This is a genomic window from Comamonas sp. 4034, from assembly GCF_050434545.1.
Taxonomy (GTDB): domain Bacteria; phylum Pseudomonadota; class Gammaproteobacteria; order Burkholderiales; family Burkholderiaceae_C; genus Comamonas; species Comamonas odontotermitis.
Genome location: NZ_JBNDIT010000001.1, coordinates 79,361 through 103,111, shown reverse-complemented (window position 1 = coordinate 103,111; position 23,751 = coordinate 79,361). Strand labels below are relative to the sequence as shown.

Below are 23,751 nucleotides of genomic sequence, written 5' to 3'. Positions count from 1 at the left end.
TTCATGCAAAGAGTAATTATTATTGGGGCATACTCTGCTATTGCGGAAGCCGTTGCGCGCGAATACGCAAAGCGCGGTGCAGCGCTTTTTTTGGTGGGGCGTGATCTTCAGCGACTTGACGCGGTGGCAGATGATTTGCGAGTGCGTGGTGCAGCCGATACGAAGACTTGGGAGCTTGATGTCAATAGTTTTGACCAGCATGCTCCGATGCTGGAGGCCGCTCGGGCGGCACTTGGTGGCATAGATATAGCTCTGATCGCCCACGGAACCTTGCCCTCTCAGGAAAAGTGTGATGCATCAGTGGAGACTGCCTTGCGTGAATTTTCGACCAACGGAACATCAACTATTGGTTTGGGGCTTGTGATGGTCCCCTACTTGCAGCGCGGGGCAACACTGGCGGTGATCTCTTCAGTTGCAGGTGACAGAGGACGGGCCAGTAATTATCTTTATGGGAGCGCGAAAGCTGCCGTGTCGGCGTTTTTCTCTGGACTTGGGCAGCGTTTGAGAACCAAGGGCATCAATATTCTTGTTATCAAACCTGGATTTGTGGATACACCGATGACGGCTGGCTTCAAGAAAGGTGCATTGTGGGCGTCTCCGGAGGTGGTTGCACGCGGTATTATCCGTGCCATAGACCGGCGCAAGGCGGTGGTTTATTTGCCATGGTTTTGGTGGGGGATAATGCAGATTATAAAAAATATCCCTGAAATTATCTTTCGTCGGATCCGTCTGTGATGCCGCTTGCATTGCTTTATACAACGTTTGCGGGGATCTCCATTGCAGCCAACCTTGGCAGCCAGTGGTTGAGTAATCAGCTTTATGACGGGCCTTATCGTATTGCCCTTTCCATGTTGGTAGGCACTGGGATTGGCTTGGTGGTGAAGTATGTGCTGGACAAGCGTTGGATATTCCGTTTTCAAGCAAGCAGTGCCCAGCATGAAGCCAAGATTTTTGTGCTCTACTCTTTGATGGGGGTGATCACCACTTTTGTCTTTTGGGGAATGGAGGTACTATTCCATTGGTTGTTTGCTGGTGAAGTGATGCGGTATGTTGGAGGGCTGATTGGATTGGTGATTGGCTATGTTATTAAATATATGCTTGACAAGCGTCTGGTTTTTATAAATAAGAAAATGATCGCCTAGAAATTGGTTTAAGCGATAAAGCTACCACTTTTGCCGCCGTGTTTTTCTAGCAAGCACACGCTATTCATGACCATCCCCTTATCTACCGCCTTACACATATCATAAATAGTCAATAGCGCAATCTGCACCGCAGCAAGGGCCTCCATCTCCACCCCCGTCTGCCCCACCGTCTCCGTCCGGGCTTCGCAGCGGACAGCATTTTTCTCCGGCAGCACTTCAAAATCCACTGACACTTTGGTTAGCGCAATGGGGTGGCATAGCGGAATCAGATCGCTGGTTTTCTTGGCGGCCATGATGCCGGCGAGGCGTGCCACGCCCAGAACGTCGCCTTTCTTGGCGGTGCCAGCCTGGATGATGGCCAGGGTTTCTGGCTGCATGGTGATGTAGCCTTCTGCAATGGCAATGCGGTGGGTGGCAGGTTTGGCGCCTACGTCCACCATATGGGCTTGGCCCTGGGCGTCGAAGTGGGTGAGTTCATTCATGGCGTGTGCTTTCAATCTCAATCGCTGGTATCTCTTGTCTCTGCGCAGCATGTGCAACTTGTGCGAGGGTGCTTCATCATACGTGTTAGCGTTATCGTTGCCTGCATGGAGATTGCGACAGGCAATGCCTTGACTCCGACCGGGAGTCATATCTTTTGCTACACGGAATTTTGATGAAAAAATGGCTGTTTGCGCGTACGGGATGTGCGCTGTTAGCTACTAATTTGATAGTTTCAGCTGCGCTGGCTCCTATGGCGACCCACGCCCAGGGGAGTTTGCCAGCCATGGGCGAAGGCGCCGAGATGACGACCAGCGAGGAGCGGCGTCTAGGTGACGATATTGCACGCGAGATTTACCGCGATCCGCAATTCATCGACGACCCGATTCTGTACGACTATGTCAACAGCATCTGGCAGGAATTGATGGCTGCCGCCAAGCAGCGCGGCACCTTGACGGTCGAGTTGCAGGAGCGTTTTGCCTGGCAGGTGATGCTGATCCAGGATGCGACCGTGAACGCGTTTGCGCTGCCTGGCGGTTTCATGGGGGTACAGACGGGTCTGGTGGCGGTGGTGGGTAGCCGTGACGAGCTGGCGTCGGTATTGGCGCACGAGTTGAGCCATATCACCCAGCGGCATATCGCACGCATGATGGCGCAGCAAAAGCGCATGACGCCGGTGATGATTGCGAGCATGCTGTTGGGCGCACTGGCTGCCAGCAAGAACCCGGCTGCGGCGCAGGCCCTGATGATGGGCGGGACGGCTGCCGCCATTCAGACGCAGCTGAACTTTTCGCGCGATATGGAGCGCGAGGCGGATCGCACCGGCATGGGCCTGATGCAGCCTGCAGGGTACTCGCAGGCGGGCTTTGTCACGATGTTTGAAAAGCTGCAGCAGGCCAACCGCATGAATGACAACGGCAGTTGGCCCTATCTGCGCACCCACCCGCTCACCACGGAGCGGATTGCCGATATGCAGTCGCGCCTGCCCAGCAGTGCAGCGCGCCAGCCGCAGGATGCAGGCATGGTGGCGCAGATGATGTCGGCGCGGGCCAAGGTGCTGTCCAAGGCGGAGCCCGCCGTACTGCAGCAATGGGTGCAACTGACGCAGGCGCCCGAGTTTGCCGCCAAGACGGCTGGGCAGCGTGCCGGTGGCTGGTATCTGGCGGCGCTGGCCAATAGCCAGCTGGGCCGTAGTGATGCAATGCGGGCGGCGCTGGACCAACTGGACGCGTTGGTGCAGGGCCACCCGGATGCCACCCGGCAGGCCGGGCTGCTGCGCGCCGATCTGGCACTGGCCAACCGGGCGCCGGATGCCGCCTTGGCTGCACTGGGCAAGCTGGCCAGTGCGGCTGTTGCCAATCCACAAGCGCCCGCTGCTCGCCAGACGACGACGGTCAGCAATGCGGCGACGGGTCTGGTCAATGAAGCGGTCATCAGCCGGGGCGAAGACAAATCACTGCGCATATCGGATGCGGACGCCAGCACCCCGCTGGCGATGCCAACGAACTCGACTGCTGCGCCATCATCGGCAATCGGTGGTCTGGATCGGGCCGTTGCAATACTGGATGCGCAGGCCCTGGCACAGTTGCCGTCCACAGCCCTGGCGCAGCATGCCGATGTGCTGCGCAATACCAGCAATGCCTTGCAGAGCCTGACGGCGCAGTCTCCCAAGGACGCTGCTGCATGGCAAGCGCTGGCGACGGCATTCCGCCTGCAAGGCCAGCCCTTGCGCGCAATCCGTGCCGAAGCGGAGGCGCGCAGCGCCCAGTACGACTATGCGGCTGCCGTAGACCGCTTGCGTGCAGGGCAGGACATGGCGCGCAGCAGCCAGAACCGCACCGATTACTACGAGGCCTCGATCATCGATACGCGCCTGCGCGAGATGCAATCACTCGCGAAAGAGCAGGCGGCTCGTAAGTGATTCGATGACCAGGCTGATGATGGAGTAGAGCAGCGAGCCGATCAGCGCGGCCCAGAAGCCATGCACTTGAAAGCCGCTGCCTGCGATTCCCGATGCGGCCCAGAACATCAGCGCATTGATCACGAAGAGAAACAGGCCCAAGGTGATCACTGTCACTGGCAAAGTCAGTACCACCAGAATCGGGCGCACGATAGCGTTGCACAGGCCGATCAGCAGGGCTGCAATCAGTGCTGAACCAAAGCTGCGCACTTCTACGCCGCTATAGAGATAGGCCACGCACAGCAGGGCGAGGGCAGAGAGGAGCCATTTGATGAGGAGTTTCATGGTTGGGCAGCATAGCGGATTGCAGTAGCTGCGTCATGTCATCCCATTTCTCCAATATCGGATGTGAGTGTCGCTATTGCGAGACTCGCGCCCAGTGACAGTTGCTCCCCAGGCAACAAAAAAGCACCCGAAGGTGCTTGATGGGAGAGGCCCGGTGAGGGCGGGCTGGTGATTTGATCAATCCAGCGCCAAGGTAAAGCAGACGCCCAGTACGCTGAGCAGCGAGCCTGCCAGCTTGGCGCGGTGGGGCACAAAATCGGCCGAAGGCGGCTCCGAGATGGCCTTGGGGCGGCGCCAGTCCAGCACTTCAGCTTCCGGGTATTCGGCATGCAGCTGGGCAGTCATCTGCTGAACGCTCACCTCGGAGATGTGGGTGGACACGCGTGCGCTCTGCAGCAGAGGGCTTTGCGGGATCAGGCCTTCAAACAGGTTCTTGGCCCACTTGTTGCGCCATTTGTCCAGCGTGCTGCGGTTGCCCCAGCGGCTGGCGCGGCGGGTGATCTTGGGGGCGCAAGCCACCAACACCCAGTGCTCTTCGCAGCTGGCTGCTCGCTCCGTCAAGCGTTGCAGGGCGAAAGCGGCGTCATCTACAAAGACTATTTTTACGTTCATCCAAGTGGCCTAGGTGGGCCGGGGGGCGCTTTGGGCGCCGCCCGGTGGTTGAAGGAAAATGTGGCTGTATCCGCTTAGTGGGACTTTTCTGCCGAGAGTTCCGCAGTCTTTTTGCTGGCGATCCACTTGCCCAGTGCCAGCACCAGCAGTGCGCCGCCTACATGGGCTATCCAGTACAGCGAGGTGGAGATCACCGCCATGCCCTTTTCGTCGGTCGTGCCCAGCTTGGGCATCCAGGTCCATTTCTCGGTGTTGACAAACACGGGGTCGGTCACGAGCATGCCACCTGCAATCCAGCCCAGCAGCATGCCGCCAGCCACGATGATGACAGGATAGCGCTCCATCAGCTTGATGACCAGTTGCGAGCCCCAGACGATGATCGGGATCGAGATGAGCAGGCCCAGGATGATGAGCAGCATCTGGTGCTCGCCGGAGCTTTGTGCGGCACCGGCAATGGCGATCACGTTGTCCACCGACATGACCAGGTCGGCCACGATGATGGTTTTGATGGCCGCCAGCAACTTGTCGCTGCCCTGGATGTTGTCATGGCTCTCTTCATCGGGAGCCACCAGCTTGATACCGATCCACACGAGGAGGATGGCACCCACGACCTTGAGGAAAGGCAGCGCAAGCAGCACCATGGCAAAGGCGATCAGGATGACGCGCAGCACAATGGCACCGGCAGTACCGTAGATGATGCCTTTTCGGCGTTGTTCGGGAGGCAGTTTGCGGCAGGCCAGCGCAATCACGACGGCGTTGTCGCCACCGAGCAGGATGTCGATGATGATGATCTGGCCGAGGGCGATCCAGAAGGGTGTGTGCGTGAGAAAATCCAAATCCATGTAAGCACCTATTTTGAGAAACCGGCCGGTTTTGGAAAACCGCCAGCGATGGGGTGTCGTTACAGGTTTGAAGAGGCGACGTGTTCCGCTGCGGCGAGCGCGCAGGCAGGGGCAGTGGCTTCGAAAAACCTGTGGTGCGGCACCATGGTTTTCAAAGGTCTTGCTCAGATCATGTCGCCATGAACCTAACGCGCCGGAAGCTGTTGAGGCTTCGTATTGACGACGCATTATCTGTCCCCACACCTGCCGCAGGCAGCGCTTGGACGGGAGCTACTCCCCTTCGTCAGCCGGTATTGAAACACATGCCAGCGAACAATGGGTGAAAAGCCCCGGCGCGGCGTCGGAGTATTGCCCGTGGCCCGGCTTTTTCAAGCCCAAAGCGCGCAGGGCAATTGTCATGGGCTTGCCCGACTGGCAGATGCTGCGGTCTATGATCGCCAGGGTTATGGAGCGTATTTACATCACCGACATCGAGGCCGCCATCAACCACTGGCGCCAACGGGTGCCCAGTGGCCCGGGGCTGGCGCTGGCACCCGAAGTGTGCGCCCTGGCCGAGGTGTATGCGCAGATGGTGTTTGGGCGCGTTTCCGAGATAGACGCCGGCGCGCTGGATGGCGAGGCGATGTTTGCCTGGCTTGCCTGGTATGACACCACGCCGGATACGCCCTGCATCGCGATCTGCTCCACCAGCCAGGGCGATGGTTTCTGCAAGGGCTGCGGGCGCAGCTTCGAAGAGGTACAGCACTGGCTGTCGTACTCGCCCGTGCAAAAGCGCGCCGTGTGGCAGCGCATTACGGCCGATGGCTCGGCGTGGCGTTTCAACCGCTATGCCGAGCGTGCTCTGGGCGGCGTACCTGTCAAGCTCGTTGAATGAAAATAGCTGCTGGCGCTTGATACATAAGCGCCAGCAGCTATTGTTTTCATGGTTTCCAGCGGCGTATGTGGCGTCGCCTCAACCAGTCGATGGGGGCTTTTTGCAGCAGCGGATGGCTTATTTCCAGCGAATCGGCTCCACGAACACGGTGCCAAGGTTGCTGGAGAGCGTCAGCTGTCCTTCCTGAATGGTTGCCTGCAGCTGCATGCTGCGCTCGGCGAGCCGGGCCAGCTCCTGCGACACATCGGAGGGCAGGCGGAAGACTTCGAGCTTCTCCTGGCGCGCCAGTTTGCCTTCCAGGCCTTTCCACCATACTTCGGCGGCGTGGTGAAAACAGTACACCAGCATGTGGTCCGACTTGTTGCAGGCCTTGGTGATGGGCTTCTCCTCGGGCTGGCCCACTTCGATCCATACGCGCTTGGCGCCGGTGAAATCGGTCAGGTGGACATCCGGGTCATCGGGGTCGGACAGGCCTGCGCCAAAACCCAGGGTGCCATCGCCATTGCACAAATCCTGCAACTGGTGGGCATTGAGCGCCATGGCCACCAGGCGCACCATCATCCGCTCGTCGGTTTCGCTGGGGTGGCGCGCCAGGGTCAGGTTGTGGTCGGCGTAGTAGTTATGGTCGATGTCTGCAATCGACAGGTTGGCCTTGTAGACCGTGGATTTGAGCGCCATGGCGGGTAATGCTTCAAAAATAATAGCTGCTTGCGTTTTTGGGGTACGCACCAGCAGCTACTTTTATTAAAAAACCGGGCGGAATGCCCGGTGACAGGGTCAGATGCGCTTGGCCAGCTCGGCCGCCTTGCCGGTGTACGAGGCAGGTGTCATTGCCAGGAGACGATCCTTGTCGGCCTGGGGGATTTCCAGGCCGTTGATCAGACGGTGCAGGTCTTCGGCGAGCACCGTCTTGCCACGCGTGACTTCCTTGAGCTTTTCGTATGCACCTTGCACGCCGTAGCGGCGCATCACGGTCTGGATGGGCTCGGCCAGCACTTCCCAGGCATTGTCCAGGTCTTCGGCCAGGCGCTCTTCGTTCAATTCCAGCTTGTTCAGCCCGGTCATCAGCGAAGCGTAGGCCAGGGCCGTGTAACCCATGGCCACGCCAATATTGCGCAGCACGGTCGAATCGGTCAGATCGCGCTGCCAGCGGCTGATCGGCAGCTTCTCGGCCAGGTGGCGCAGGAGCGCGTTGGCCAGGCCCAGGTTGCCTTCGGCGTTTTCAAAGTCGATGGGGTTGACCTTGTGCGGCATGGTGGACGAGCCGATCTCGCCTGCCTTGAGGCGCTGCTTGAAGTAACCGACCGAGACATAGCCCCAGATGTCGCGCGAGAGGTCGATCAGGATGGTGTTGGCACGGGCAATTGCATCGAACAGCTCGGCCATGTAGTCGTGCGGCTCGATCTGGATGGAATAGGGCTGAAAGCTCAGTCCCAGGCCCTGCGGCTCCTGCTTCTCGATCACGTTCTTGCTGAAGGCTTCCCAGTCGAATTCGGGCCAGGCCGAGAGATGGGCGTTGTAGTTGCCGACGGCACCGTTCATCTTGGCGAGCAGCTTTACGTTGGCAATGCGCTCCATGGCGGCCTGCAGGCGCACGGTCACGTTGGCCAGCTCCTTGCCAACGGTGGTGGGCGATGCAGTCTGGCCGTGGGTGCGGCTGAGCATGGGAACAGAGGCGTACTGGTGCGCCATTTCGCGCAGCTTCAGCACCACGCGGTCGAGGCCCGGCAGCACGACCTGGTCACGGCCGGCGCGGATCTGCAGCGCATGGCTGGTGTTGTTGATGTCTTCGCTGGTGCAGGCAAAGTGCACGAATTCCGCCGCCTTGAGCAGCTCGGGACGGGCATCGAACTTGCCCTTGATCCAGTATTCCACCGCCTTTACGTCGTGGTTGGTGGTCTTTTCAATCTCCTTGATCGCCTCGGCGTCTGCTTCGGAGAAGTTGGCAACCAAGCCGTGCAGATAGCTGCGCGCGCCTTCGGAGAGCGGGGCAAACTCGGCGAAACCGGCGTCCGACAGCGCGATGAACCATGTGATTTCGACCTGCACGCGTCGGTGCATGTAGCCGTATTCGCTCATGATCGGGCGCAGGGTTGCGAGTTTGGAGGCGTAACGGCCATCCAGCGGGGAAAGGGCGGTAAGGGAAGACAGGCTCATGGACCGCTATTGTAGGAGTTGCACTTTTGCCGCGGCGGCAGTCTGGATTTGGCTCGGTACAATCCACACCAGTGCCGCGCACGTTGACCTACAGCAAGGTCCGTGCAGCCCACCCTTGCTCCCACGATTACGCAAATCCATTACCTTAAATGCTATGAAATTGTTAGGAAGCCTCGCCAGCCCTTACGTACGCAAGGTCCGCGTGGTGCTGGCGGAGAAAAAGCTCGACTACCGGTTGGAGCTGCTGGATGTGTGGCAGGACAGGGTGGCCATCACTGCTGCCAACCCACTGGGCAAGGTGCCTTGCCTGGTATTGGATGATGGCGCGGCGTTGGTGGATTCGCGCGTGATTGTTGAGTATCTCGATACGCTGTCGCCGGTGGGCAAATTGATTCCTGGCGTGGGCCGGGAGCGCGCTGAGGTGCGCACATGGGAAGCGATTGCCGACGGCGTGCTGGATGCGGCCGTTCTGGTGCGACTGGAGAACATTTTTGCCGGGCGCTCGCCTGAGCAGCGCAGCCAGGAATGGATTGATCGCCAATGGGGCAAGGTCTGGTCTGGGCTCGATGCCATGAGTCTGGGCCTGGGCAAGAAAAGCTATTTTGCCGGCAACGGCATCCACCTGAGCCTGGCCGACATTGCCGTGGGATGCGCATTGGCGTGGCTGTTGTTCCGCTTTCCGGAGCTGGACTGGCAGGGCAAGTATCCGAATCTGGCGCAATTGCTGGAGCGTCTGGAAGCGCGGCCCAGCTTTGCAGCTACCCAACCCAGGTCTGATATCTGATACGGGGCAGACCCCCTCCTTCTGCGCACCGCTGCCGACAGCTTCATCGCGCCAAAGCCATCCGCACCAAAGAAAAGGCCCAGTCCGTAGACTGGGCCTTGGAAGAAAAAAGTTGCGAAGCGTCCCGAAGTGAATGATAGAGAGGGAGGGAGGAGAAGCACCTCAGGTTTGCAGTCATACCGCATACGGCCTGAAAGACTTCGCAACACTAAACTGGCTGGGATTCTGCAGCTTGGGCAAGCCACTCTGCTGAACTCTTGTTCATAGAGTATGGCTCAAATCCCGAAGTTCCAGAGCACCGGAGAAAATGTATTGTAAATAAACAAATTAATTGTTTTCGAATGTAATTTTCTATCGCGTTTCAGTATAGGGTAAATATTAATACTAGTGCAAACGGCCGGGTCTTTGCGTGCAAGTGATCGCCCACGCCGATGTCGGAACCAAGTATAAACCCTTGTCGCAATGCGGTGGGTGTGGGGTATTTAGCCCGGGTTGAATACGGCTTGCCACAGCGCCAGAACGGCTTGCTGCTCTGGCTGCAATTCACCCAGCGGCACCTGCGTCGGGGTTTCGTTCAGCCGTGCCACGTGCTGCACACGGCGCAGCGCGCGATAGGCATTGGCGGCTGCCTGACCGACGCTGGCAGGCACCAGACCGGCGGCTTCGGCGCGTTGTACCAGCGCAATATTGCCCAGGTTGGGAATCAGTTCGCGGTGCGCGCCAGCGTGGAGCAGCACCAGGTATTGCACGGCAAACTCCACGTCCATCATGCCACCCACGCTGTGTTTCACATCGAAGAGGCCCGTGGGTACGGTGTGAGCGCCGCGCACGCGTTCACGCATGGTGACAATTTCGTCACGCAGCGCCTGGCCATCACGCGGCGCGGTGATGACGGCTTCGCGCACGGCATCAAAGCGTGCGCCCAGGGCGTCGCTGCCCAAAACAAAGCGCGCCCGCGTCATGGCCTGGTGCTCCCAGGTCCAGGCGGTATTGCTGCCGCGCTGCTGCTGGTAGTTGGCGTAGGAATCAAAGCTGGTGACCAGCAGGCCCGAATTGCCGTTGGGGCGCAGGGCGGTGTCGATCTCGAACAGGTCGCCCTCGCCGGTCTTGACGGTCAACCAGCTGATGAGTTTGCGCACGAAGGCCGAATACACCTCGGGGGCGCGATCGTCGGCGTCGTCGAACACAAAGACAATGTCCAGATCACTGCCGTAGCCCAGTTCCTTGCCGCCCAGCTTACCGTAGCCGATGATGCCGAACAGGGGCTCGTCACGGTGCCGGTTTTTCAGGCGCTGCCAGCACCACTGTGTGGTGATGCGCAGCACCGCATCGGCCAGTGCCGACAGGTCATCGGCGACCTGCTCGACGGTGATGTGCCCTTCGACATCGCGCGCCAGGGTGCGGAAGGTTTCCGCGTGGTGGGCGCGGCGCAGCAGGTTCAGCAGGTTTTCGTCGTCGTCCTCTCCGGTCGATTGCAGTGCGGCGCGGCGGCGCTCCAGTTCGGTCTCGAACTCGGGGGCGTTGAAGCGTTCGTGCATCAGCGCATCGCTGGCCAGCTCATCAATCACGCCAGGGTGCTGCAGCATGTAACGGGCTGGCCACTTGGCCGCGCCCAGCAGGTGCATCAATTTCTCATGCACAGCGGGGCGTTCCTGCAGTAGGGCGAGGTAGCTTTCGCGGCGCAGCAAGGGCTCCATCCAGTCGGCCAGGCGCACGGCAGCGATTTCGCTCACCTGGCCCTGGGCCAGCCATTGCGCGGTGCGCTGCAGGAGCATCACCAGGCGGGTCTTGCCTCCGTCGCTCAGGTAGGCGTAGCGGGGATTGCGCTGCCACTGCTCGATGCGCTCGCGCACGCTGCCCGGCAGCTGGGCCAGCACGGCGTCCAGTTCCGGGGCTGCCGGGGCCTTGGTGCCGCCGCATTGGCCGGAGCTGCAGCCCTTGGTATCGCCCAGCAATTTGTCGAATTCTTCGGCCACCAGCTCGCGGTGGGCATCGAGCTGGTGCAGGAAGGCGCATTCGTTGTCGTAGCCCAGGGTTCTGGCCATCCAGAGCAGGTCGTCGTCACGCGTGGGCAATACGTGGGTCTGCTGGTCGTCCAGGTACTGGATGCGGTGCTCCACCTGGCGCAGGAAGGTGTAGGCATTGGCAAGGGCCTGGGCGGTCGCATCGGCCATCAGGCCTGCGCGGGCGAGGCGCCCCAGTGCTTCCAAGGTTGGGCGGCAGCGCAGCTCGGGGAACTGCCCGCCGCGCACCACCTGCAGCAATTGCACGATGAACTCGATCTCGCGGATGCCGCCGCGCGAGAGCTTGACGTCATTGGCGCGCTCCGGGTGCCCGGCGCTGCGCTTGGACGCATGCTCGCGGATCTGGCGGTGCAGGTTGCGCAGCGAGTCGAACACGGCATAGTCGAGGTAGCGGCGGAACACAAAGGGCAGCACCACGCCACGCAGTGCCTGCACGTTGGGCGTGGCAATGTCGGCGAGCGGCGCGACGATGCGGCTTTTCATCCAGGCAAAGCGCTCCCATTCGCGGCCGTGGGTCTGCAGGTAGTCTTCCAGTGCCGACAGCGAGATGGCCGCCGGGCCCGAGTTGCCGTTGGGGCGCAGCATCAGGTCGACGCGAAAGACGAAACCGTGCTCGGTGGTGTCGCCAACCAATTGGTAGATTCGCTTGACGGCGCGCAGAAAGTATTCGTGGTTGCTGAGCTTGCCCCGGCCGTCCGGCCGTCCGGCGGTATCGCCGTCCTGTTCGTACACATAGATCAGGTCGATGTCGCTGGAGACATTGAGCTCGCGCGCGCCCAGCTTGCCCATGCCGATCACCCAGAACTGCACTGGCTGGCCATCGGCGCCCTGAGGCGCGCCGTGTGCGACATCCAGCTCTGCGCGGGCGGCGGCGGTGGCGGCATCCAGTGCCAACTCGGCCAGTTCGGTGACGCTGCGGGTGACTGCCGCGAGGGTTGCGTGGTCATCGCAATCCAGATAGATCAGGCGCTCCATCACCAGCTGGCGCAGGATGCGCAGCGAGGCACCCAGGTCGTAGCCTTTGGCCTGCAGTGCTTCCAGGGTGGAACGCATGGTGGCATGCACAGGAGCGCCAGCGGGCAGCATGTCCAGCATGTCGGCATAGCGGCGATGCAGGCGCTGGAAAAAGCGGGAGTGTGCTGCCAGCGGCGAGGGCAATTGCATGGGAGCCGGCTGGGTGGTGATATCCGTTTGTGCCATAGCGCTATTCAAAGAATGGATCGGCGGCGCCTGTTCAAATGTTCACATCTGAAATGCAAGCTGCGAGGCTGCCGCGGGCCATAATTCTTCTTTCCCCTACTGATTGGACTTCATTGACTGTGCGCGCGTCCCGACTGCTCCGGCCTCTTGCCACACTGGTGCAATGGGCTTTGAGGCTTTTGCTGGTTGCGGCATTGCTCCTGGCAGTGGCCGTGGCGGCGTTGCACTGGTGGATTGTGCCGCGTATCAATGACTTTCGCCCGCAAGTGGAATCTCGCTTGTCGCAGCTGCTGGGCGTACCCGTGCGCATCGAGTCGCTGCAGGCCGATGGCGACAACGGCCTGGTGCCCGCCATTGCGGCGCGGGGGGTTCAGCTGTTGCAGCCCGATGGCGCTGCCGGTCTGGCACTGCCGGAGGTGAAAGTTGCCCTGTCGGTACCGTCGCTGCTGCGACTGCGGGCCGAGCAGATCGCTATTATTGCGCCGCAACTGGTGGTGCAGCGCACGGTCGATGGCGCTGTGCACGTGGCGGGGATTCCTGTGGCGACATCGGGGCAGAGTGACTCCAGCGGCGCGGCGGACTGGCTGTTCCGCCAGCGCGAAGTGGTGCTGCAAGGCGGCAGCGTGGTGTGGGACGACCAGTTGCGCGGCCTGCCGCCGGTCACCCTGCGCGATGTGAATATTCTGCTGCGCAACCCCGGCCTGCGCCATGAATGGCAGATCAGCGCCCGCCCGCCTGCCGACTGGGGCGATGTGCTGGAGCTGCGCGGCCGCATGCGCCAGCCGATCTGGGCGTTGCACGATGGCAACTGGAAACACTGGAGCGGCCAGCTTTACGCCGAGGCCAAGCAGCTCAATGCCGCTGCCATGGCACCCTACCTGCCGCCTTCGGTCGGGTTGCAGCAAGGGCTGGGTTCTGCACGCCTGTGGATCGATGTGGAACGCGGCCAGATCAAGAATGGAACTGCCGATGTGGCATTGCGCGATGTCGGCATGCGGCGCAATTTTGCGCTTTTCGAAGAAAAAGCTGCGGCTGGTGAACGACCAGTAAGTGCTGGTAGCTCTCAAAAATATAGCAAGCCGGCGGACGAAACTCCGATTTTGCTGCTGCGCTCGGTACACGGACGGCTGGGAGGCAAGGCCGATGCAACCGGCTTTCGCCTCTTTACCGACAAGCTGGCCGTGGAATCGGCCCAGGGCCAGCAGTGGCCCGGTGGCAGTGTGCGCATCAACCACGTGTATGCCCAGGGCAAGCAGCCCAGTGAGACGGAAGCCAGCGCGCAATCGCTCGATATCGCATCTTTGGCCGAGCTGGCGCGGCTGTTGCCCATTCCTGCCGATGTACGCCAGTGGTTGGTGAGCAACCGGCCCGCAGGCCTGATCCGTGAAGCCTCGGCGCACTGGCGCGGCGGGGATGCCGACACGATCGAGGACTGGCGCGTCAAGGCCGATGTGGGGCACCTGGCCTTTGGCATGCCTGCTGCTCCCGTGCGCGCCAACGCAGCGCGCGACGAACATGGCGGACTGGTGCTCGGCGCGCGGGATGCGCATTGGGGCCTGCGCGGCCTCGACTTGCAGCTGAACGCCAGCGCCGCAGGGGGCGAGGCGACCGTGCGCTTTGCCGATGGGGCGCTTTATCTGCCTACCGTGTTTGAGGAGCCACTGCTGCCGATTACCGCAGCGCACACCCAGCTGAGCTGGACCGTGGCGGGCGACCAGATCCAGATGCAGTCGGAGAAGCTGGAATTTGCCAATCCGCACGCCGCGGGCCATGCGCGCTGGTCCTGGCACACGGCTGATCCGGAAAAGTCGGGAGCTAAGTCTCGCTTTCCCGGCATTCTGCAGCTCAAAGGGGCGCTGGAGCGCGCCGATGGCACCATGGTTCACCGCTATCTGCCGCTGCACATCCCTCCCGATGCGCGCCACTATGTGCGCGATGCCATTCTGGCGGGCCAGGCGAGCAATGTGCAGTTCGAGATCAAAGGCGATCTGTGGGATGTGCCTTTCCGCGAGCGGGGGCAGGGCGTTTTCCGCATCACGGCTCCCGTGCGCGATGTGCGTTATGCCTACGTGCCCGCTTCGCACCTGTTGCCGGGCGAAAAGCCCTGGCCGGAGCTCAACCGCCTCTCGGGAGAGCTGGTGTTTGACGGCCCGGGCATGCAGGTCAACCAGGCCAAAGGCATCCTGGACGGCAACGAGCGCATCCGCGTGGAACAGGCCACGGCCAGGATTGCAGATTTTCACGACACCACGGTCGCCGTCAATGCCCGCGCGCGCGGGCCACTGGTCGATATGTTGAACACGGTGCGCAAATCGCACATTGATGCACTCACCGATGGCGCTTTGGCGCAGACGCAGGCCGATGGCGAAGCGCAGTTGCAGCTCAAGCTTGATCTGCCGGTGCACCATATGGAAAAGGCCAAGGTCGATGGCAAGGTGTTGCTGGCCGGCAACCGCATCCAGTTCCACAGCGATGCGCCCGAGGTGCAGCAGGTCACGGGGGCCGTGCAGTTTTCCGAACATGGTTTTGCATTGCAGGATTTGAAGGGTGAGGCCCTGGGGGGAGCGGTGCAGTTTGCGGGCGGCATGGACGTGAGCAAACTCCCTCCCGGTGTAGACCACGGCCCGGCCGTGGATGTCCGCGCCAGCGGCATCGCCACCGTACAAGGCCTGCTGCAGGCGCAGGAGCTGGGGCCCGCCGTGCAACTGGCCCGGCTCGCGCAAGGGCAGGCGGCCTACCAATTGCGCATCAGCATGGCGCGTGGGGTGCCCCTGGTGGACGTGCGCAGCGATCTGCAGGGTATGGCGCTGAACCTGCCGCAGCCGCTGCAAAAGGCCCAGGCCGAGAGCTGGCCCATGCACTTTGCATCCACGGTACCGGAAAGTGCGGCCTCTGCTGGGCAGAGCCCCGTGCGAGAAACCATTGACTTTGATCTTGCGGGCAGGGCGCAGGTACGCTACGTGCGCGAATGGGATGCCGATGCGGCGACACCGGCCAAGGTGGTGAGTGGTGCCATCCGCCTGGGCAGCGGTGCGCTGGCCCTGCCTGCCAAGGGCGTGGCAGCGGAGATCGAGTTGCCACGGCTGGACGTGCAGGCCTGGCAAACCGCGCTGCAGCGGCTGGAGCCTGCGGCAGGCCCGGCTGCGGCTCCGCCTTCCGGGCAGACCGCAGCGCGCAGTGCCGGCAGCACCATCGGCAGCAGTGATCTCGTGGCCGATTACCTGCCTGACCACTGGGATGTGCGTGTGGGCGCGCTGCAGGTGCGGGGCATGGAAGTGCAGCAATTGCAGATGCGCGGGTCGCGCAAGGGTGATCGCTGGAGCAGCGAGGTGCGCTCCAGCCTGCTGGACGGTCAGCTCGACTATGTGCAGGAGAAGGGCGGCCCCGGCACGGTGCGCGCGCGCCTGTCGCAATTGCGGGTGGACAAGAAAAGCAGCGACGAGAGCAAGGCGCCAGCTGCAGAGGACGACAGCAATGAGCAGCCGCGGCGCCTCCCTGCGCTCGACATTGTCGTGGATGACCTGCGCTGGCACGGCCACTCTGTCGGTCGGCTGGATTTGCAGGCCAGCAACCGCAGCCAGGGTGCGCAGTCGTGGTGGCACCTGCAGCAGATGGTGCTGAGCAACGACGCCGCCAGCCTGCAGGCGAGTGGAGATTGGGGGGCCGTCCAAGCGGGGGCCGTCCAAACGGGGGCCGTCCAAACGGGGGCCGTCCAAACGGGGGCCGTCCAAGCGGCAGCCGTCGGGCCTGCTGCGCAGGGCGCGCGCCGCACGCAGCTCGACATGCGGCTCGATTTGAAGGACACGGGCGATCTGCTGCGTCGCCTGGGCATGGCCGGTGTGGTGAGCAGGGGCAAGGGAGTTCTGCAAGGGCGCATTGCATGGACGGGCAGCCCGCTCAGCCCCGACTACACCAGCATGGACGGCAAGCTGCATGTGGACGTGGGACAGGGCCAGTTCCTCAAAGTGGAGCCGGGCATTGCCAAGCTGCTGGGTGTGCTCAACCTGCAGGCGCTGCCGCGTCGGCTGACCCTGGATTTCAAGGACATCTTCAGCGCCGGGTTCGGCTTTGATTTTGTGCGTGGCGATGTGGACATCCACGATGGCCTGGCCTCCACCACCAACCTGCAGATGAAAGGCGTGACCGCCGCTGTGCTGCTGGAGGGCAAGGTCAATCTGCGCGATGAAACCCAGAACCTGCATGTGGTGGTCATCCCCGAGCTCAACACCACCACCTTGTCGCTGGTGACGACGGCCATCAACCCTGTCATCGGTATCGGCAGCTTTCTGGCGCAGGCGCTGTTCAAGGGGCAGATCACGCAGGCGGTGACGCAGCAGTTCGAAGTCTCGGGTTCCTGGGCGGACCCGGAGGTGCGGCGCATTCAGCGTGCCGCTGCGGCGGACAAGCAGGCAGAGCCGTCGCACTGAGAGGCTGCCTCACTTCCAGCTCCTGAGAACGTAAACACGTTCTGAGCACTCGCGCGGATAATCAAGGCATTTCGCAGATTTCTTTGAACTTTTGCCTGGACACTCCGCCGCCATGAAAGTTGCCGCCCTTCAGATGGTGACCAGCACACGCTGGGATTCCAACCGCGACCAGGCCTGGGCGCTGCTGCAGCAGGCAGCGCACGCCGGGGCGGAGTTGGCTGTTCTGCCAGAGTATTTCTGCCTGATGGGCCACAAGGACACGGACAAGCTGGCGCTGGCCGAACCCCTGGGGCACGGCCCCATGCAGCAGTTCCTGGCGGACAGCGCGCGCGAACTGGGGGTGTGGATTGTGGGAGGTACCCTCCCATTGCAGGGGCCGGATGCGCAGCATGTGTTCAACAGCAGCCTGGTGTTCAGCCCGCAGGGCGAACGCGTGGCGCGCTACGACAAGATGCATCTGTTCTGCTATGCCAATGCCACCGAGGCGTATGACGAGCACCGCGTCATTGCTCCGGGGCGAGAGCCGGTGTTCTTTGATCTGGCAAGCCAGGATGGCCATATCTGGCGCATTGGCCTGTCGGTGTGCTACGACCTGCGATTTCCGGAGCTGTACCGCCTGCATGCCCAGGCAGGCGCGCAGTTGCTGCTGGCACCCAGCGCCTTCACCTACACCACAGGCCAGGCGCACTGGGAGTTGCTGCTGCGCGCCCGGGCGGTTGAGAACCTGAGTTATGTGCTGGCGGCCGCGCAGGGTGGCGCCCACGACAACGGCCGCCGCACCTGGGGCCACAGCATGGCCGTCAATCCGTGGGGCGAAGTGATGGCGATGCAGGCGAGCGAGGCTGGCGTGGTGCTGGCCGATCTGGACTGGGCAGCGCAGCAGCAGTGGCGCGCGCAACTGCCAGCATTGCAGCACCGCGTATGCTGATGACCGCATGGGCGCGCTGGACGGCCCGGCGCTGGCACTACAGCTGGCGGCGCTGGTCGCTATGGCTGTTGCTGATGCTGCTGGTGGCGGGCATGCTGGTAATGCAGGTATGGCTGGCCGGGCGCTATGAGGTCTCTGAAGTACAGCAGCGGTTGGACCGCGAAGCGGCCGATGCCGTGGCCGACATCCGCACCACGTTCAACAGCAATGTCAACCGCCTGCGTACCATGCCGCGCTATGACAGCGATGTGATGGCCTGGCAACTGACGGCTGCCGACATGCTACGCAACCACCGCGATCTGGCGCATATCGAATGGCGCAACCCGCAGATGCAGATTGAAGCGAGCGAGGAATCTCCCTACCTGAACCTGCAGTGGTCCAGCATCGACCGCACCGGCGTCAATACGGAGAGCAACACCGCCTGCATGCGCGCCCAGCGTTCGGGCAGCGCCTCGTATGCGGGCAGCTATTTTCTCTCGCAGGGCAACGGCACCGGGCTGGAGCTGCTGGAGTTGTGCACGCCTGTGCAGACCGGCGAGCGCCTGCACGGATTCGTGGTGGTGACGTACATCCTGCAGAACGTGCTGACGGATCTGGTGAACGAGAACTTTCGCCGCAACCACGAACTGTCGTTCACCGAGCCCGATGGCACGCGCCTGGCGATCGTGAGTACGCCTCGGCGCGGCACGCGCGTGTTCACGGCCACCCAGCTGCTGGATCTGCCGGGTGCCACGCTGATGCTGCGCATCGACAGCTGGCATGCGGCGCCCAACGTCTTCCCGAATGTGCTGACGGCGCTGGTGACGGGCATGTCGATCGCGCTCGTGACCGTGCTGGTGGTGCTGGTGCGCGACAACCGCAAACGCCTCAAGGCCGAGCGGGACCTGGGCGACGCACTCGCCTTTCGCAAGGCGATGGAAGATTCGCTCGTCACCGGGCTGCGGGCCCGCGATCTGCAGGGCAAGACCACCTATGTGAACCCGGCTTTCTGCGAGATGGTGGGCTTTACGGCAGAGGAGATTCTGGACCCCAGCCGCTCCACGCCCTACTGGCCGCCCGAGCTGGCGCCGGAGTATGCGCGGCGCCAGCGCATCCGCCTCTCGGGGCAGTTGCCGCCTGCGCGCGAGGGCTATGAATCGACCTTCATGCGCAAGGATGGCGTGCGCTTTCCGGTGTTGATCTTCGAGGCGCCGCTGATCAATGCCGCAGGCCTGCATACCGGCTGGATGAGCGCCTTTGTCGACATGAGCGAGCAGCGCCGGGTGGAAGAGCTTTCGCGGGCTTCGCAGGAGCGGTTGCAAGCCACGGCACGCCTGGCCACGGTGGGAGAGATGGCGTCGCTACTGAGCCACGAACTGAACCAGCCGCTGGCAGCCATATCCAGCTATGCCACCGGCACACTCAATCTGCTGCCCGAGAACGCACCTGCAGACGAGCTGCAGGCGTATCTGCCCGATGTGCGCATGGCCGTGCAGCGCATGGCTTTTCAGGCCGAGCGCGCGGGCCGCGTGATCAAGAGCGTGCACGACTTTGTACGCCGCCGCGGGCAGGCGCGTGAGCTGGTGCCTCCGCAGGAGCTGCTCGATGCCGTGCTGCCGCTGGTGCGGCTGCAGGGGCGTAAACTGCAGGTGGAAGTGGTGGCCGTGCTGGCGCCGGATGTCCCCGCCGTGTACTGCGACCGCACCATGGTCGAGCAGGTGCTGCTCAATCTCAGCCGCAATGGCATGCAGGCCATGGACTCGCCGGGCTGCGAGCCGCGGCTTTTGCGCATGGATGTGCGTCTGACCAATGCGCAGGGCGACGCCGCTGCTGGCCGAGCCTGGGTGGAGTTTGCCGTGACGGATTGGGGTGTGGGCATCTCCGGCGAGGTGGCGCAGCAGCTGTACACGCCGTTCTTCACCACCAAGGACGAGGGCATGGGCCTGGGCCTTTCCCTGTGCCGTACCGTGGTGGAGCAGCACGGCAGCCATCTGGTGCACCATGACAACAGCCCGCAGGGCACGATATTCAGCTTTACCTTGCCGACCTGGCGCAATGATTGAGAGACGATGCAACCGCTTGTGAATGCCACCGTATATATCGTTGATGACGACGCCGAAGTGCGCGAAGCGCTCGCCTGGCTGCTGCGCTCGCGCCGCCTGCTCAGTGAAGGCTTTGCGTCAGCCGAGGCGTTTGAAGCCATGCTGCAGGCACGCCCGGTTCAGAAGGATCCTGCCTGTGTGCTGCTGGATGTGCGCATGCCCGGCATGAGCGGCCTGGCCCTGTTCGACCGCCTGCTGGAGCAGGGCGTGGTTGCCGCGATGCCGGTGATCTTTCTAACCGGCCACGCCGATGTGCCCACGGCGGTGGCCACCGTCAAGCGCGGCGCCTTTGATTTCTGCGAAAAACCGTTTTCCGACAATGCCTTGGTGGACCGTGTGGAGCATGCCCTGCACGCATCTGCCGCGCACCTGGAGGCATTGCGCGGGCAGCAGCAGGTGCGCGGACGTGTGGCCGACCTCACGGACCGTGAGCAGGCCGTGATGCGCCTGGTGATCGACGGCCTGCCCAACAAGCTGATCGCCGACGAACTGGCCATCAGCGTGCGCACGGTCGAGGTGCACCGCGCCCGCGTGTTCGACAAGATGATGGTCAAGTCGGCGGTGGAGTTGGCCAACCTGCTGCGCGAGCTGACCTGAACGCGGGGCGCCTCTGGCAGGCGCACCCATCAAAAAAGGAGCGCCTTTGGCGCTCCTGGGAGGCAGGCCCGCAAGTGCTGCGGGGCAGCAACAGCGGCAGCAAGCGTTTATTGCTGCACTTCGCCCACAAAGATCTCGACGCGGCGGTTGCGCGCACGGCCGTCGGCGGTGTCGTTGGTCGCAATCGGCTGGCGCGAGCCCATGCCCTGCACCTGGATGCGGCCGCCATTGACGCCGCGCGAGGTCAGGTAGTTGCGCGTGCTCTCGGCGCGGGCGAGCGACAGCGGGTCGTTGATGCCATCGTTGCCAGTGCTGTCGGTGTGGCCGATGATGCGTACCTGTGCGTTCTGGTTGTTGCGCAGGCCTTCGGCAAAGCGGTCCAGGATGGGGGCGAAGTTGCTCTGGATGTCCGAGCGGTTGGTCTGGAACGAAATATCGCTCGGGATATCGAGCTTGAGCTGGTTGTCCTGCGTCTGCGTCACGGTCACGCCAGTGCCCTGGGTGGCCTGCTCCATCTCGCGTTTTTGCTTTTCCATGTGCTGCGACCAGATGTAGCTGCCCAAGGCACCCACACCCGCGCCGATCACGGCGCCCTTGCCTGCATGGCCGCCGGCAATGGCACCAATGGCGGCGCCGCCCAGGGCGCCCACGCCGGCACCGGTCGCAGTGGTGCGCTGGGTGTCCGACATATTGGCGCAGCCGCTCAGAATCGCCAGGCTGGCAATGACAGGGACCAGGATTTTTTTGCTCATTGTGGAACTCCTTATCAAGTTGGGCGCGGCCTCCAGCGGGCCTGCACCTTGGAGCCAAATTGTGAGCGCACCTACACGCAAATGCCAGCTACAAAGCTTAAGAATGGTAAAAACGACGGTAACGAGCGGCACTGTCCTACGGCTGGCGGGTATCTGCCCAAAGCCTACTCATGCGGAGGCTGCTCATCTTTGCGTACGATTTCCCCTTTTTTGCGACCGGCAAACATCGTCCACCAGACGATCGCCACCAGTATGACCAACGCCAATAGCGCCTCCAGCAATATCAATCCCATGGGTTCTCGTTCCTTACGCACGCTGTGGATGGTTGCCATTGTAGGAATTCTGTCTGCCTGCTCCACCAAAGTCCCTCTGGAGGAGCCGACCTCGCGGCCATCCATTTCGGGCAGTATCGAGGTGCCACCGCCCGATGCGAACGAGCCTTTGCCTGCACCCATTCAGCAAGGCAAAAGCCGCTGGGTGCCGGTGCACTGGTCGTCGGTACCGGGGCTGGAGCAGGACAACCTGGCTGACGCCTGGAACGCCTGGATCAAGAGCTGCGGCCGCCCGCCCGCACCGTTTGCGCAGTTCTGCTCGGAAGTGCGGCGCATGAGCATGGCCACCACGCAGGAGCAGCGCGAATGGATGGTGGCGCGCTTTCAGCCCTACCGGGTTGAGTCGCTCGACGGCAATCCGGACGGCATGCTGACCAGCTATTTCGAGCCCATGCTCGATGGCGCGCGCCAGCCGGGCAATGGCTACTCCATCCCGCTGTACAAGGCGCCCGCCAGCCTTGGTGCGCGCAAGCCCTGGTTCAGTCGCCAGCAGATTGATACCCTGCCGCAGGCCCAGGCCGAGCTGCAGGACAAGGTGATCGCCTGGGTAAACGACCCGGTGGACGCGATGATGCTGCACATCCAGGGCTCGGGTCGGGTGCGGGTGCAGGAGGCTGACGGCTCGGTGCGCATGATCCGCGTGGCCTATGCGGCCACCAATGACCATCCCTACAAGAGCATTGGCAAATGGCTGCTGGACCAGGGCCTGGTGCGCGACGCCACCTGGCCGGGCATCAAGGCCTGGATCGCTGCCAACCCCGCGCGAATCAACGAACTGCTGTGGAGCAATCCGCGCTATGTGTTCTTCAAGGAGGAGCCGCTGTCTGCACTGGACGCCGAATTCGGCCCCAATGGCGCGCAGGGCGTGCCGCTGACCCCGGGCCGCTCCATTGCGGTGGACCGCGCCAGCATTCCCTATGGCACGCCGGTGTGGCTGTCGTCCACGGGGCCGACTGTGCAACTCAACCGCCTGGTGATGGCGCAGGACACGGGCAGCGCCATTCTGGGGGCGGTACGCGCCGACTATTTTGCGGGTTGGGGCCACGAGGCGGGCGATTTCGCCGGCCGCGTCAAGCAGCCGCTTCGCCTGTGGGTGCTGTGGCCTCGCCAACTGGCCAAGCGCTGAAATGCTATTAAATGAATAGCTTGTGGCGCATATCCACTGTGCGCTACAGGTTGTTTTGGTACGGGCCGGATAGCTGTTTGATGGACGCCAAGGCAATGGGGACAGCGTAGAGAGTCTTATTGCGAAGCCTGGTGCTTTTTGTACGCTGCCACCCAGGCGTCCATACAGGCCTGCACACATTCCATATTGGTGGCAAGTTCTGCCAGCTCTTTTCTGCAGGCATTGAACGCTGCCTGCGGGTGCGTCTGCTGCAGTCGCGCATGGACTGCACGGCCCGCCTGTACGCACAGGTTGGCGGCGGGCTCCTCCTTGGTTGCGGTGGCAGCAGCGGGTTGGGCGCCCGCTTTGGCCACTTTGGGAGCTGCCGCATCGGGCCGCTGGAGCTGGTTGATCTGGGTCTGGGTGGCGCTGGCGGCGCAAGGCGTTTCCTGGAAGGCCACCTTGCCATCGGATTGCTTGCACTGGTAGATTGAGCCGGCGTGCGCGCTGGCGAGCGCGGAGCTATTGGCAAGAATCATCAAAAAAGATAGCGTATGGCGCTTGATGGATGTGAAGAGTTCGGCTTTTTCTTGCATGGCGATGCCTGTGGACAGACCTTGCCTCGCCCATGCTGTACCGAGTCATCGCATCGGCTTGTGAGGAGGAAGTGTCTTGTTAGTAGGTGTAACTGGCAATGGTAGCGCACTGCTGGCCTTCACTTCCCCCAAGGAGAAGGTGGTGTGCACGTCCTTGACGTTCGGCAGCCGCAGCAGCACGTTGCGCACGAAACCGGAAAAACTCTCCAGATCCCTGGCCACCACCTGCAGCTCGAACGTGCCCGCGCCGCTGATGTAGTGGCAGGTCGTCACCTCGGGCAGCAGGCGGATCGACTCTTCCATGCGCTGGGTGATGTCGGCCGTGTTCTGCGCCGCATCCACTCGCACAAACGCCAGCACACCCAGGCCCAGCTTGTGGCGATCAAGCGTGGCGTGGTAGCCGGTGATGTAGCCAGCTTCTTCCAGCGCCCGCACGCGGCGCCAGCAGGGCGCAGCTGACAGACCCACGCGCTGGGCCAGCTCGGCGTTGGTGAGGCGGGCGTCATTTTGCAATTCTTGCAAGATCGCCCAGTCAAATTTGTCGAGTTGATTCATTTATGGCTAGTTTAGAGC

21 protein-coding genes are annotated in these 23,751 nt (G+C 62.3%); 10 read left to right on the top strand and 11 right to left on the bottom strand.

Features of this window, described 5'->3' with window-relative positions; translation table 11 throughout:
- Positions 1-3: 3 nt before the first annotated feature.
- Complete coding sequence (locus ABIE32_RS00450; RefSeq protein ID WP_429012725.1) at positions 4-735, top strand: SDR family oxidoreductase; 732 nt, start codon at positions 4-6, stop codon at positions 733-735.
- A complete protein-coding gene (locus ABIE32_RS00445) occupies positions 735-1,142 on the top strand; it encodes a GtrA family protein (protein WP_429012723.1) in 408 nt (135 codons plus the stop codon). The genes ABIE32_RS00450 and ABIE32_RS00445 overlap by 1 nt, the downstream gene beginning before the upstream one ends.
- 8 nt (positions 1,143-1,150) lie before the next feature.
- Here the strand turns inward: ABIE32_RS00445 and moaC are convergent, their stop codons facing one another.
- Positions 1,151-1,624 (bottom strand): cyclic pyranopterin monophosphate synthase MoaC, encoded by a 474-nt coding sequence (moaC, locus tag ABIE32_RS00440; protein WP_429012720.1) that lies wholly within the window; start codon positions 1,622-1,624, stop codon positions 1,151-1,153.
- Positions 1,625-1,875: 251 nt separating this feature from the next.
- Between moaC and ABIE32_RS00435 the strand changes: the two genes are divergently transcribed.
- Positions 1,876-3,543 (top strand): M48 family metalloprotease, encoded by a 1,668-nt coding sequence (locus ABIE32_RS00435; protein WP_429012718.1) that lies wholly within the window; start codon positions 1,876-1,878, stop codon positions 3,541-3,543.
- Here ABIE32_RS00435 and ABIE32_RS00430 read toward each other — a convergent pair.
- From ABIE32_RS00430 to ABIE32_RS00420, 3 genes are all read right to left on the bottom strand, one after another.
- Positions 3,511-3,867 carry a phage holin family protein gene (locus ABIE32_RS00430; protein ID WP_429012715.1) on the bottom strand — a complete coding sequence of 119 codons (357 nt, stop codon included), beginning with the start codon at positions 3,865-3,867 and terminating at the stop codon, positions 3,511-3,513. The two genes, ABIE32_RS00435 and ABIE32_RS00430, sit on opposite strands and share 33 nt — an antisense overlap.
- A 177-nt stretch (positions 3,868-4,044) precedes the next feature.
- On the bottom strand, positions 4,045-4,479 hold the full coding sequence (locus ABIE32_RS00425; protein ID WP_184704400.1) for a hypothetical protein: 435 nt from the start codon (positions 4,477-4,479) through the stop codon (positions 4,045-4,047).
- A gap of 74 nt (positions 4,480-4,553) precedes the next feature.
- A complete protein-coding gene (locus ABIE32_RS00420) occupies positions 4,554-5,321 on the bottom strand; it encodes a TerC family protein (protein ID WP_395023741.1) in 768 nt (255 codons plus the stop codon).
- Between the two features lie 445 nt (positions 5,322-5,766).
- Between ABIE32_RS00420 and ABIE32_RS00415 the strand changes: the two genes are divergently transcribed.
- The gene (locus tag ABIE32_RS00415) at positions 5,767-6,195 is read left to right on the top strand and encodes a DUF3717 domain-containing protein (RefSeq protein ID WP_429012710.1); all 429 of its coding nucleotides are present in this window, start codon (positions 5,767-5,769) and stop codon (positions 6,193-6,195) included.
- A 117-nt stretch (positions 6,196-6,312) separates the two neighbouring features.
- Here the strand turns inward: ABIE32_RS00415 and ABIE32_RS00410 are convergent, their stop codons facing one another.
- Together ABIE32_RS00410 and purB are read right to left on the bottom strand one after the other, a co-directional pair.
- Positions 6,313-6,873, bottom strand: a complete 561-nt coding sequence (locus tag ABIE32_RS00410) for a YaeQ family protein (protein WP_224150596.1) — start codon at positions 6,871-6,873, stop codon at positions 6,313-6,315.
- 99 nt (positions 6,874-6,972) lie between these two features.
- The gene (gene purB / locus ABIE32_RS00405) at positions 6,973-8,352 is read right to left on the bottom strand and encodes an adenylosuccinate lyase (RefSeq protein WP_429012707.1); all 1,380 of its coding nucleotides are present in this window, start codon (positions 8,350-8,352) and stop codon (positions 6,973-6,975) included.
- Between the two features lie 154 nt (positions 8,353-8,506).
- On the opposite strand from purB, the gene ABIE32_RS00400 reads away from it, so the two are divergent.
- Positions 8,507-9,136: a glutathione S-transferase family protein gene (locus tag ABIE32_RS00400; RefSeq protein ID WP_429012705.1), complete on the top strand. Its 630-nt coding sequence runs from the start codon at positions 8,507-8,509 to the stop codon at positions 9,134-9,136.
- Positions 9,137-9,618: 482 nt separating this feature from the next.
- Here the strand turns inward: ABIE32_RS00400 and glnE are convergent, their stop codons facing one another.
- Complete coding sequence (glnE, locus tag ABIE32_RS00395) at positions 9,619-12,360, bottom strand: bifunctional [glutamate--ammonia ligase]-adenylyl-L-tyrosine phosphorylase/[glutamate--ammonia-ligase] adenylyltransferase (protein ID WP_429012702.1); 2,742 nt, start codon at positions 12,358-12,360, stop codon at positions 9,619-9,621.
- A 119-nt stretch (positions 12,361-12,479) separates the two neighbouring features.
- Here glnE and ABIE32_RS00390 point away from each other — a divergent pair, with 119 nt between their 5' ends.
- From ABIE32_RS00390 to ABIE32_RS00375, 4 genes are all read left to right on the top strand, one after another.
- The gene (locus ABIE32_RS00390; RefSeq protein WP_429012700.1) at positions 12,480-16,787 is read left to right on the top strand and encodes a YhdP family protein; all 4,308 of its coding nucleotides are present in this window, start codon (positions 12,480-12,482) and stop codon (positions 16,785-16,787) included.
- Between the two features lie 112 nt (positions 16,788-16,899).
- Positions 16,900-17,715, top strand: a complete 816-nt coding sequence (locus ABIE32_RS00385; RefSeq protein ID WP_429012699.1) for a carbon-nitrogen hydrolase family protein — start codon at positions 16,900-16,902, stop codon at positions 17,713-17,715.
- Positions 17,709-19,757: a two-component system sensor histidine kinase NtrB gene (locus ABIE32_RS00380; protein WP_429012697.1), complete on the top strand. Its 2,049-nt coding sequence runs from the start codon at positions 17,709-17,711 to the stop codon at positions 19,755-19,757. Before ABIE32_RS00385 ends, ABIE32_RS00380 begins: the two co-directional genes overlap by 7 nt.
- 6 nt (positions 19,758-19,763) lie before the next feature.
- The gene (locus ABIE32_RS00375) at positions 19,764-20,393 is read left to right on the top strand and encodes a response regulator transcription factor (protein ID WP_224150589.1); all 630 of its coding nucleotides are present in this window, start codon (positions 19,764-19,766) and stop codon (positions 20,391-20,393) included.
- A gap of 107 nt (positions 20,394-20,500) precedes the next feature.
- Here the strand turns inward: ABIE32_RS00375 and ABIE32_RS00370 are convergent, their stop codons facing one another.
- Together ABIE32_RS00370 and ABIE32_RS00365 are read right to left on the bottom strand one after the other, a co-directional pair.
- Entirely contained in the window at positions 20,501-21,145 is a 645-nt protein-coding gene (locus tag ABIE32_RS00370) for an OmpA family protein (protein ID WP_224150588.1), read from the bottom strand.
- Between the two features lie 164 nt (positions 21,146-21,309).
- A complete protein-coding gene (locus ABIE32_RS00365) occupies positions 21,310-21,438 on the bottom strand; it encodes a hypothetical protein (RefSeq protein WP_429012694.1) in 129 nt (42 codons plus the stop codon).
- Between ABIE32_RS00365 and mltA the strand changes: the two genes are divergently transcribed.
- A complete protein-coding gene (mltA, locus tag ABIE32_RS00360) occupies positions 21,398-22,603 on the top strand; it encodes a murein transglycosylase A (RefSeq protein ID WP_429012692.1) in 1,206 nt (401 codons plus the stop codon). The two genes, ABIE32_RS00365 and mltA, sit on opposite strands and share 41 nt — an antisense overlap.
- Positions 22,604-22,719: 116 nt before the next feature.
- Here the strand turns inward: mltA and ABIE32_RS00355 are convergent, their stop codons facing one another.
- Together ABIE32_RS00355 and ABIE32_RS00350 are read right to left on the bottom strand one after the other, a co-directional pair.
- The gene (locus tag ABIE32_RS00355; protein ID WP_429012690.1) at positions 22,720-23,178 is read right to left on the bottom strand and encodes a DUF4124 domain-containing protein; all 459 of its coding nucleotides are present in this window, start codon (positions 23,176-23,178) and stop codon (positions 22,720-22,722) included.
- Positions 23,179-23,223: 45 nt separating this feature from the next.
- A complete protein-coding gene (locus ABIE32_RS00350) occupies positions 23,224-23,733 on the bottom strand; it encodes an Lrp/AsnC family transcriptional regulator (protein ID WP_429012688.1) in 510 nt (169 codons plus the stop codon).
- Positions 23,734-23,751 lie beyond the last annotated feature (18 nt).